Source organism: Micromonospora sp. KC213 (assembly GCF_004348325.1).
Lineage (GTDB): Bacteria > Actinomycetota > Actinomycetes > Mycobacteriales > Micromonosporaceae > Micromonospora.
Genome location: NZ_SMKF01000211.1, coordinates 1 through 8,517, shown reverse-complemented (window position 1 = coordinate 8,517; position 8,517 = coordinate 1). Strand labels below are relative to the sequence as shown.

The following is an 8,517-nucleotide window of genomic DNA, read 5'->3' as shown; positions in this document are numbered from 1 at the left end:
GGGCGGCGGGGTTCGGGTCGGTGGAGGTCACAGCGACCCGAGCGTACGCGACGGTTCCGGCGGATCGGATGTGATGTCCGCCCGGGGGTGAGACGATTTATCCCGTACGGCAGGCCGGGTGCTTGCGTCGCCCCGGCCCTGCGGCGAGGGCGACGAGAGGGGGCAGCATGTCGGTCACGCTCCGGCGCACCGCGCTGGCGATCGCGGTCGGCGCCCTCGGCCCGGTGCTGAGCGCCACCGCCCCGCCCCTCGCCGCCCGGGCACTCGCCGCGCCGCCGCTCGCGGTGACGCCGCTCGCCGCGCCGCCGCCGGCCGTGGCGCCCGGTCCTGGTGACCCGGCCGGGGGATGGCCCGGGTCGGACGAGCGCCGGCAGCCTCCCGGCCAGGTCTTCGTCGAGGTCCGCCCCGGCATGGTCCGCCCCGGCTACCTGGTCGGCATCCGGGCGAGTTGCCACGACAACTCCATCCCGGCGACGGTCGTCTCCGACGCCTTCGGCCGGATCCAGGCGCATCCCCAGTACGGGCATTTGACCGCCTCGGCGATGGTGCGGGACCGCACCCGCCCCGGCAACTATCCGGTCAAGCTGGAGTGCCGCGACGGCGGCAGTGCCTCGACCATGCTCCAGGTGGTCAAGCACGTGAAGTCCAGTCCCGGCCCGCACACCGGGTTCGGCGGGACGGCCGGCGGTGCGAATGCCGGCGGCCTGCTCGTGCCCGGAGGGCTGGCCCTGACCATCGCCGGGGCGATCGTCGGCGTCGTCACGGCCCGCCGTCCGAGGGGCACCGGAGGCGTCTCGACCGGCCGGCCGTCGGGTACGGCCCGGAGCTGAGCGCCGCCGTGGCCGCGCTGCCTCCCACCGCCCCGGCCGCCAGCCGGGACCGCCGAGCGGCCCGCAGCCCGTGGTCGACACCGCTGGCGGTGCTGCTGGTGCTGGTCGGCGTCTTCGCCACCGGCGCCGGTCTGGGGCGTACCGCCGGGCCGTTCGACTGGGCGGCCGACTCCGGGAACCCGGGGGCCGTCGACCGGCCGGCGGCCCGTGGGTTGCCGGCGAGCCGGCCGGTCAGCCTGGTGGTCCCGGCGATCCGGGTGGATGCTCCGGTGACTCCGGTCGGACAGGCCGAGGACGGCTCGATCGCGGTGCCGCCACTGAGCCGGCACCACGAGACCGGCTGGTACGACCGGGGCCCGACCCCGGGCGAGCCGGGCCGGGCGATCATCGTCGGTCACGTCGACTCGACCGGCGGTCCCGCCGTCTTCTACGACCTGCGCCGGCTCAAGCCTGGCGACGAGATCCAGGTGACCCGGGACGACCGGCGGGTGGCCGTGTTCCGGGTCGACTCGGTGGAGCACTTCGACAAGTCCGAGATGCCGGCCGACCGGGTCTACGGCGACGACGGCCCGCCGGCGCTGCGCCTGATCACCTGCGGCGGCGCCTGGGTGGGCGGGGACACCGGCTACCGGGACAACGTCATCGCCTTCGCCTCGCTGGTCGAGACCCGCGAATCCTGACCGCCCACCGCCCACCGGCCGTCGTGCCAGGTGCGCGCCGAGGCCGGTGCGGTGATCCGGCGGCTACTCGCTGGTCGGACTGCTGGCAGACCGCGGCCAGGGCAGCGTGAGGCGCATGATGACTTCGCCGTCCGGGTCGCACGCACCGGTCGGTACGAACCCGAGCCGCTGGTAGAACCCGGCCGGGCCACCGTCTCCCGGTACGTAGCTGGTCAGTAGTTCCGTCGCGCCCTCGCCCTGCACGAGTTCCGCGATCTGCCGCACAACCTCAACGCCGTAGCCGTGGCCCTGGTGCCGTTGGTCGATGAGCAGCTTCCAGAGGAACCACGGTCCGATGATCTCCGGCGGCTGCGGCTCCACGTTCCAGCTCACCATCACAAAGCCGACCGGCTCGTCGTCCACGTAGACCGCCCTGTACCACGGCTTGGCGTGCGGGTACTCGACAGCCTCTCGCAGCGCGTCGCGAACCGAGGAGACGAACCGCTCCTGACCGGGTGCGACGCGCAGCGCGAGGATCGCCTCGCGGTTCGCGTCGGTGATCTCGCGCAGGGTCACGACCATGCGGCGAACGTACCCTCTTGCGCCGTCTGCCGCTGACCCGGAAACGCGCACCGGAGGCGAGCATCGCCAGCGGGCGGCAACAGCCGCCGCCGGGTAGCTGTGGACCTGGCCTCCGGTGGCTCAGCCCTTGCCGGTGACCTGCTGCACGACCTCGAACTCCAGGAGGGTCGCGCCGGAGGCGACCGGTCGGCGCTGTTCGCCGCCGGCGTGCGCGGCCCGGGCCGGTCCGGAGGCCCATGCCTGGTACGCCTCCTCGCTCTCCCACCTCGTGTAGACGAAGTAGCGGTTCTCCCCGGCGACCGGGCGCAGCAGTTCGAAGCCGAGGAAGCCGGGGGAGTTCTCCACCGCGCCGGCTCGGGCGGCGAACCGCTTCTCGAGTTCCTCGCCCGCGCCGGGTGGGACGTCGATCGCGTTGATCTTCACGACTGCCATGGCTCCACCCTAGCCAGAGCCCGGGGGCAGGGCTTCCCGACGGGTCACGGGTGTCGTGGTCATCCCTGACCCGTGGCGGCCTCACCCCCGGACCCGACTCAACCTGGCCCTTCAAGATCTGTGTCGGTGGGCCGCACCGATCGGTTCCGGCTGGGGTTGGTGGCCGAGCCACAGCAGGATCGCCTCGGATTGCCGGCGTACCTGCAGTTTCGCGTAGATGTTGCTCAGGTTGTTGCGTACGGTCTTGCCGGTCAGCCGGAGGTGACCGGCTATCTCGGTGACCGTGTGGCCGGTGGCGAGAAGCTCCATGATCTGCCGCTCGCGGGGGGTGATGGTGCTGGAGTGGATGCGCGCCGGTGCCGCCGGAACGGGCTGCATGTGTCTCAGCAACGTGGTTGCTGCGGCTGGACTGAGGCAGCTTTCTCCGTTGGCGGTGGTGATGACCGCGCCCCTCAGGCAGAACTCCGGTGTCTGGGTAAGAACCAGGTAGCTGGTAGCGCCATGACCGAAGGCGGTGATCACGTCCTGTGGGTCGAAGCTGCGGGCGGCGACCAGCACTGCCGGCATGCGGGGACCGAATGTCCGATGCAGCTCCCTGACGTCGGCGGCTGGGTGATGGCCGTAGCACACCACAACGTCGTCGAAGGGGCGCACCACGGACAGGTCGCCGGTCACGCGCGGGTGCAGCGGGCTCAGACTGGGAGGTTGGGCGCCGTCGTGGCTGACGAGAGCAACTGAGAGCGACGGCACGACCTGCGTATCCTCGTTGGCCGGAGCGCACCATACCCGGCCAAGGTCGACTGTGCTCATCTCCCGGGATCCATGCCGAATGACTCCTTCCAGCCATGCCGCCTGTTCCGCGCTGGGACCGGCCGAGTATCGGCTGTGCTGGAAGTCTGTGTCCACAAGGTCTCGCCAATGCGCCAATGTAGTTATTAACACAGCCGGATGATTGAACCGAAAGCATGATTCGCCCGTACCACACCTGGATCCTGGGCCGGCGGCATGTCACCGAGGAAGGCCATGCCTACTGTTGGTGACAATAGTGGTGGCGCGTCAATGGCAAACCTCGCAGTGGACTCGGGTGAGGGTTTCGTGTGCGCACCGACACCTGGGAGCGCGATGGCGGATCCGGAGAACCTGCGGCGGGGGCAGTCGATGCCGGCGGGATCGGCGCTCCAGGTCCTCCGTTCGGTGAGTGGTGACTCACCGGTTCGCCCGCAGGTCAGCCGCCTGGTCCGCGACGACACAGTCGCCCTCGACTGACGCCGCTCTTCGGGAGCGTGTGTGACCTTATTCACAGGATTGAACCGGGAGAGATTGAACCGGGACGCCGGCGGTTGTCGGGACAACTGTCCCTTTTGATCCCGCCGAGACGCGGTTTTCCTGAACGCCACACCGTTCATCGTGCGGTGGCAACGGAAGGAGAACGATGAAACGTCGTCTTATCGCGGTTGGATCGACGATCGTGATCGGCCTTGGGATCGTGACGATCACCCATACGGCGCACGCGGCGGAGGCGGGCTGCGACCCCGCCGGGGATGGAAGCGTCAAGATCGTGAACCCTTGTCCGAAGGACGAGGCCATGAAGCTCTGCAAGGGCTCGTTGAAGATCAACGGCAAACAGCAGTTCGCTTCCGAATTCGCCCAGACCTTCCCGGCCGACACCTGTGACTTCAGGGTGACGGAGGTGCTGGGGGCGGACGACGCGAAGCCGATCTTCGGCGAACCGTTCAGCCCGTCGAAGGAGGTGGCCAACTGCCCCCCCAACACCAACAAGAACCTGTCGTTCGAGGTCGCTGTGGAGCAGGGTGCGGCGAAGATTGCGGGCGATTTCGTCGACGACGGTGACAGCTTCTCCGCGAGCTTCGTCAACCTGCTGGGCGCCGAGTGGGGCGAGCACGGAACCGAAAGCAGCCTCACGACCGAGGTGAGGACGGTGACGACGGCGCGAACCGTGAACGTGCCCGAAGGGAAGAAGGGAACCTTCCAGTTCATCCCCCGGCGAGCGCAGATCAAGGGACTCTGGACCGTTACCGGCGGAACCCGCAACAGTGCCGGCGGGGGACCCTTCGGCCCCGAGAACACGCCGTGGGAGTGGAGCTTCGAGACCACGATCGACGCACCGCTGCTGCTGCCCAGCGGCAACCCCGACGGTGAGGCGCGACCCAAGTTGACGGACTGCACCGGGGACGAGTTCAAGGACGACGACCCCCAGCCGTTCCCGCCGGAGCCGACCCGGTAATCCGTCGTCGGACCGCGGTCACATTCACTCTCGCTGAGACTAAGGAGTTTCATTGTCCACGTACCAGCTCACCCACGGTAACCGACAGGCCGGGCCACGATCCCGACGGCGCCGTTATCTTGTCATCGGAGCAGTGCTCGCGGTCGCCGCGGCCGGGCTCATCCCGCTGATGAACCGCAACAACGCCAGCGCGGCAACCGCGAGCGACGTCGCCCTGCACTGCCGTGACGGATCACCGCTGCTGGAGAAGTGCGATTTCATCCAACGTACGGAAACGGTCACGAACGGGAACTCGTTCCGGGTCAGCGACATCCAGAACAACTGCGACGGAACAGAGCCCGATCCGTTCTCGTTCGACGTCAACGTACGATCGCAGGCCGAGGCCCGGATCGAGTCCGGCGCCTTTCTGAACGTCAACGGATCCGTGGGGCTGGAAGGCGTGTTCCAGGCCACCGCGACCGCGGCGAGCAAACGCTTCAAGATCACCGGCTTCCGGGAGGATTCTTCGGTCTCCTTCAAGGTCAAGGCCGACATCGAACCGAACACGCGGGCGGCGATCTACTTCCGCCCCGAGGTGCTGCAGGACGGCGGCTACCTGGAGGCCACCTACAAAGAGGCGGAGGCCGACGGAACCAAGGTGTTCTTCTTCCCCGAACGGGACGCCGACACCGTCCTCGTGAGGTTCCCGTTGGCCAACGACAACGGAGACCCGAAGGGCTTCTACTGGGTCCGCAGCATGCAGTGCCTCAGCAACTCCCGCCTGGTGATCCCGAACTTCAACACCGCCGACTTCGGTGAGTTGACGGGCTTCGGAGTCGTCGACACCCCGATCTCGGTGGGCTGACCAGCCGCACGCGCGGTTCGCGTACGAGCACCCCACGGTCGATGGCCGACCCGCGTCGCGGGTCGGCCGTCACGTGAACCGGCCGCCACCATGCTCGACTTCGATCGGTGACGGCGAGTGGACGAGGACCACTTCGAGCACGAAGATCGGCCCGGCATCCAGCCGACGTGCGGAACCGCCGACCGGTCGGGCGGCGTACCGGCGGGTCAGAAGGACTCGACGGCGGGTACCAGATCAGCGTCCACCACGATCGGCGCGTGGTCCGACGGGCCCTTGCCCTTACGCGCCTCCCGGTCCACGTACGCCGCGCGGACCGCGCGGGCGAACGAGGCGGAGGCGTACACCAGGTCGATCCGCATCCCCTTGTTCTGGTGGAACATGCCGGCCCGGTAGTCCCAGTAGGTGAAGGGGTGCGGGCCCTTCATCGGGGTGGGCACCACGTCACTGAGCCCCAGGTCGCGCAGTGCCGCGAGGGCGGCCCGCTCGGCGGGGGTGACGTGGGTGGAGGTGACGAAGAGCGCCGGATCCCACACGTCGGCGTCGGTCGGCGCGACGTTGAAGTCACCGCAGACCGCGAGCGGCCCGCCGCCGGCCACCTCCGGTTCCAGCGCGTCCCGCAGGGCGGCGAACCAGGCCAACTTGTACGCGTAGTGCGGGTCGTCGGGCGCGCGCCCGTTCGGTACGTACACCGACCAGACCCGGAGCCCGTCGCAGGTGGCCGAGATGGCCCGCGCCTCGGGCTCGGGGAACCCGGGTTCGCCGGGGAATCCGACCGTGACGTCGACCAGCCCGACCCGGGACAGGATGGCCACCCCGTTCCACCGGCCGTCGCTGTGGCTGGCCACCTCGTAGCCCAGCTCGCCCACCTCGGCCGATGGGAAGGACCCGTCGGGGCACTTCGTCTCCTGGAGGCAGAGCACGTCCGGGCCGGTGGTGGCGAGCCAGTCCAGCAGTCGGGGCAGCCGGGCCTTCACCGAGTTCACGTTCCAGGTTGCCAGGCGCATGTCTCCAGCCTGCCGCATCCGGCCACCTCGCGCCGCCCGGCCGGGCCGGTGGACCTCTGCCCGGTGGGCCTGGCCTGCGCCGGCCGGGTTCGCGCCGTGAGCGTCGCCCGCCATCGCCGCCCGGACGGAAGACGGGCGACGGGGGCGGCAGCAGGCGGCGGGCACTGCGACCGCGGTGCTCGCGCCAGGACAACGGCGTGGCCGGGCGGTGCGGTCAGGTGTTGGGAGTGTCGCCAGGACGGGGCTGCTCGGCCAGGAAGCGTTCCAGTTCGGCGCCGAGTTCGTCGGCGGTGGGCAGCGGTCCCGCGCCGGTGGCCAGCAGGTTCTTCTCCCCGCGGCCACGGGCGAAGGCGTCGTACTGCTCCTCCAGGGCGTGCACCAGCGTCGCCGCCTCGTCGGTCTGCGCGACCTGGCGGTCGATCTCGACCCGGACCACCTCGGCGGCGGTCCGCAGGCTGTCGCTGGGCAGCAGCAGGCCGGTGGTCCGGGAGACCGAGGCGAGCAGCGCCTCGGCGGCGGCCGGGTACTCGGTCTGGGCAACGTAGTGCGGCACGTGCGCGGCGAAACCCACCGCGTCCCGACCCTGCTCGCCGAGCCGGTATTCCAGCAGGTTGCCGACGCTGCCCGGGACCTGCACCTGTTGCAGCCACGGCTCATACCCGGCGATCAACTCGCGCCGGGTGGCGTGCGCGGTCACCCCGGTGGGGCGGGTGTGCGGTACGGCCATCGGGATCGAGTTGAGCCCGATGGTGAGCCGGACGTCGAGCCGGTCGCACAGCCCGCTGACCGCAGCCACGAAACGTTCCCACTGCAGGTCCGGCTCCGGGCCGGTGAGCAGCAGGAACGGCGTCTCGTCGTCGTCGTGCAGCAGATGCAGCGCCAACTCGGGGGTGTCGTAGTGCTCCCAGTGGTCCTCGACGAAGGTCATCACCGGCCGGCGGGACCGGTAGTCGAAGAGCTGATCGATGTCGAAGGTGGCGATCTGGCGGGATTCCAGCGAGGTGAGCAACTGCTCGCGGGCCAGGCGGCTGGCGGCGCCGGCGTCGACGAAGCCGGTGAGGGCCTGGATCAGCACCGGCTGACCGAGGCCGGGCAGATCGTCGGTGAGCTGGTACAGCTCGTGTGGGTCGAGCACCGGTTCGGACCTCCCTGGAAGCACGCGTACGGGACCGCGCGCGCACGGTTCCCGTTCGGGAAACGTACCCGCTGGCCGCTTGCATTCCAGCAGCGGGCGCGTTGTGGACAATCCGTGGATCAAATCCGGGCGAAGCCCTCTTTCCCGGCGATCATCCAGGGTGGGGTCATCCGAACGGTGTACGCCAGGTGGAGCGAACGGCGGAGCACGTCGATCATGTGAGCGGTCGGAGGGATCTCCGCCCGGCTGTTCCGCGACGCTCCGGCCGGCCCTGGCTTTCCGGGATGCCCGGTACGGCGGGTCTGGCCAAGGGGCAGGTGGGGCGACCGGCCGTGTCCGGTTCACGGGTCGCCAAGTGTGGGAAGGGACACGTGCTGACCCCGGTTGACCAGCGGATTCGTTGCCTAGCCTCGTCGGATGCGTGACGACGACACCATCGGCGACCAGTGCGGTCCCCCCGGCACGGCTGGCCGTTCAGACGACATCTCATCGTCCGTTCGGGTCGGCGTACTCCGTGGCACCGCGGCGAGTGGCACTGCGGCGACCCTCTCCCTTCGTACCCGCCTCGGCGCTCTCGTTAACCCCCGCCGGCCGGCGCGAGTCGCCCTCGCCGCGGGCCTGGCCTGCTGCCTGGGGCTGGCCGGGGTGGTCGGTCTCCAGGCCCGGCCCGACGAGCCGGCGACGCCGGCCGGCGTCGAGGCCGCCATCGCCGGGCGGGCGCAGCAGGACGTCGCCTCCCGGGATCACGACCGCACGCCGACCACCGCGTCTGCCGCCCCCGTGCCG

The 8,517-nt window shown here is 70.0% G+C and carries 10 protein-coding genes and 1 pseudogene; 6 read left to right on the top strand and 5 right to left on the bottom strand.

Annotation, left to right across the window (positions count from 1 at the left end; translation table 11 throughout):
* Positions 1 to 167 precede the first annotated feature (167 nt).
* Positions 168 to 830: a hypothetical protein gene (locus E1166_RS32355; protein ID WP_243710543.1), complete on the top strand. Its 663-nt coding sequence runs from the start codon at positions 168 to 170 to the stop codon at positions 828 to 830.
* Between the two features lie 17 nt (positions 831 to 847).
* Positions 848 to 1,510, top strand: a complete 663-nt coding sequence (locus tag E1166_RS32350; RefSeq protein ID WP_243710544.1) for a class F sortase — start codon at positions 848 to 850, stop codon at positions 1,508 to 1,510.
* 63 nt (positions 1,511 to 1,573) lie between these two features.
* Here E1166_RS32350 and E1166_RS27315 read toward each other — a convergent pair whose 3' ends face one another.
* The 3 genes from E1166_RS27315 to E1166_RS27305 all read right to left on the bottom strand — a co-directional run bounded on the left by E1166_RS27315 (position 1,574) and on the right by E1166_RS27305 (position 3,313).
* A complete protein-coding gene (locus tag E1166_RS27315) occupies positions 1,574 to 2,071 on the bottom strand; it encodes a GNAT family N-acetyltransferase (RefSeq protein ID WP_207914570.1) in 498 nt (165 codons plus the stop codon).
* Positions 2,072 to 2,191: 120 nt separating this feature from the next.
* On the bottom strand, positions 2,192 to 2,503 hold the full coding sequence (locus E1166_RS27310) for an antibiotic biosynthesis monooxygenase (RefSeq protein WP_132342783.1): 312 nt from the start codon (positions 2,501 to 2,503) through the stop codon (positions 2,192 to 2,194).
* A gap of 111 nt (positions 2,504 to 2,614) precedes the next feature.
* Complete coding sequence (locus E1166_RS27305; protein ID WP_207914568.1) at positions 2,615 to 3,313, bottom strand: response regulator transcription factor; 699 nt, start codon at positions 3,311 to 3,313, stop codon at positions 2,615 to 2,617.
* 312 nt (positions 3,314 to 3,625) lie between these two features.
* Between E1166_RS27305 and E1166_RS31225 the strand changes: the two genes are divergently transcribed.
* The 3 genes from E1166_RS31225 (at position 3,626) to E1166_RS27295 (ending at position 5,592) form a co-directional block, all read left to right on the top strand.
* Positions 3,626 to 3,769 carry a hypothetical protein gene (locus E1166_RS31225; protein ID WP_165944443.1) on the top strand — a complete coding sequence of 48 codons (144 nt, stop codon included), beginning with the start codon at positions 3,626 to 3,628 and terminating at the stop codon, positions 3,767 to 3,769.
* Between the two features lie 166 nt (positions 3,770 to 3,935).
* Positions 3,936 to 4,748, top strand: a complete 813-nt coding sequence (locus tag E1166_RS27300; RefSeq protein ID WP_132342782.1) for a hypothetical protein — start codon at positions 3,936 to 3,938, stop codon at positions 4,746 to 4,748.
* Positions 4,749 to 4,881: 133 nt separating this feature from the next.
* Complete coding sequence (locus E1166_RS27295) at positions 4,882 to 5,592, top strand: hypothetical protein (RefSeq protein ID WP_165944442.1); 711 nt, start codon at positions 4,882 to 4,884, stop codon at positions 5,590 to 5,592.
* A gap of 206 nt (positions 5,593 to 5,798) precedes the next feature.
* Here the strand turns inward: E1166_RS27295 and E1166_RS27290 are convergent, their stop codons facing one another.
* The gene (locus E1166_RS27290) at positions 5,799 to 6,596 is read right to left on the bottom strand and encodes an exodeoxyribonuclease III (protein ID WP_132342785.1); all 798 of its coding nucleotides are present in this window, start codon (positions 6,594 to 6,596) and stop codon (positions 5,799 to 5,801) included.
* 214 nt (positions 6,597 to 6,810) lie between these two features.
* The gene (locus E1166_RS27285) at positions 6,811 to 7,731 is read right to left on the bottom strand and encodes a PAC2 family protein (RefSeq protein WP_132270402.1); all 921 of its coding nucleotides are present in this window, start codon (positions 7,729 to 7,731) and stop codon (positions 6,811 to 6,813) included.
* A gap of 417 nt (positions 7,732 to 8,148) precedes the next feature.
* Here E1166_RS27285 and E1166_RS27280 point away from each other — a divergent pair.
* Positions 8,149 to 8,517: pseudogene (locus E1166_RS27280) on the top strand (hypothetical protein); the annotation flags it as partial.

Excerpts from the sequence above, each read along its gene's own strand:
- E1166_RS32355 (WP_243710543.1), top strand. The coding sequence starts at position 168 with ATGTCGGTCACGCTCCGGCGCACCGCGCTGGCGATCGCGGTCGGCGCC.
- E1166_RS31225 (WP_165944443.1), top strand. The coding sequence starts at position 3,626 with ATGGCGGATCCGGAGAACCTGCGGCGGGGGCAGTCGATGCCGGCGGGA.
- E1166_RS27305 (WP_207914568.1), bottom strand. The coding sequence starts at position 3,313 with ATGAGCACAGTCGACCTTGGCCGGGTATGGTGCGCTCCGGCCAACGAG.
- E1166_RS27300 (WP_132342782.1), top strand. The coding sequence starts at position 3,936 with ATGAAACGTCGTCTTATCGCGGTTGGATCGACGATCGTGATCGGCCTT.
- E1166_RS27290 (WP_132342785.1), bottom strand. The coding sequence starts at position 6,596 with ATGCGCCTGGCAACCTGGAACGTGAACTCGGTGAAGGCCCGGCTGCCC.
- E1166_RS27315 (WP_207914570.1), bottom strand. The coding sequence starts at position 2,071 with ATGGTCGTGACCCTGCGCGAGATCACCGACGCGAACCGCGAGGCGATC.
- E1166_RS27310 (WP_132342783.1), bottom strand. The coding sequence starts at position 2,503 with ATGGCAGTCGTGAAGATCAACGCGATCGACGTCCCACCCGGCGCGGGC.